This window comes from Streptomyces sp. BE20 (genome assembly GCF_036322525.1).
Classification (GTDB): domain Bacteria; phylum Actinomycetota; class Actinomycetes; order Streptomycetales; family Streptomycetaceae; genus Kitasatospora.
This window is the reverse complement of the sequence record NZ_JAQYWW010000338.1, coordinates 1-1,047: the sequence shown is the minus strand read 5'-3', so window position 1 is coordinate 1,047 and position 1,047 is coordinate 1. Positions and strand designations below refer to the sequence as shown.

The 1,047-nt window shown below is 67.3% G+C and carries 1 protein-coding gene; it reads left to right on the top strand.

Going from position 1 to position 1,047, the window contains the following annotated elements; translation table 11 throughout:
• A partial coding sequence (locus PUR61_RS01820; RefSeq protein ID WP_329874902.1) for an acyltransferase domain-containing protein occupies positions 1-1,047 on the top strand: 1,047 nt, incomplete at both ends.

The window sequence follows — 1,047 nt, the reverse complement described above, 5'->3', positions numbered from 1 at the left end:
CGGTCTGGTCGACCTGGCCCGCGCCCTGGTCACCACCCGGGCGAGCTTCGAGGAGCGCGCGGTGGTGCTGGGTGATCCGGCTGCGTTGCGTGATCTGGAGGGTGTGGAGGTCGTTCGCGGTACTGCGCAGGCTGGTGGGCTGGCGTTCCTGTTTTCGGGTCAGGGGAGTCAGCGGGTGGGGATGGGGCGTGAGTTGTATGCCTCGGAGCCGGTGTTCGCCGCTGCGTTCGATGCGGTGGTGGAGGCGTTGGGTGTGCCGGTGGGTGAGGTGATTGTTTCGGGTGTGGGGTTGGACGAGACGGGGTGGACGCAGCCGGCGTTGTTCGCGGTGGAGGTGGCGTTGTTCCGTTTGTTCGAGTCGTGGGGTGTTCGGCCTGATTTTGTGGCGGGGCATTCGATCGGTGAGTTGGCGGCGGCTCATGTGGCGGGGGTGTTGTCGCTGGGTGATGCGGCGGTGTTGGTGGGGGCTCGGGCGCGGTTGATGCAGGCGTTGCCGGGTGGTGGGGCGATGGTGGCGTTGGAGGCGTCGGAGGAGGAGGTGCGGGCTGTTCTGGTCGCGGGTGTGGATGTTGCGGCGGTGAATGGTCCGTTGTCGGTGGTGGTGTCGGGTGACGAGGTGGGGGTGGAGGAGGTTCGGGGTCGTTTTGCGGGTCGGCGGTCGCGGCGGTTGCGGGTGAGTCATGCGTTTCATTCGGGGCATCTGGACGGGATGTTGGAGGAGTTCCGGGTGGTGGCGGAGGGGTTGGAGTTCCGTGCGCCGTTGATTCCGGTGGTGTCGAATGTGACGGGGCGGGTTGCTTCGGGTGGGGAGTTGGCGGATCCGGGGTATTGGGTGCGTCAGGTTCGTGAGGCGGTGCGTTTCGCGGATGTGGTGGGGTCGTTGTCGGCGGAGGGTGTGTCGACGTTCGTGGAGTTGGGTCCGGACGGGACTCTTGCGTCGTTGGTGGAGGGGGTTCTTGAGGGGCCGGTGACGGCTGCGGTGTTGCGGCGGGATCGTGGGGAGTCGCGGACGGCGGTGGCGGCGTTGGCGCGGATCCATGTGCAGGG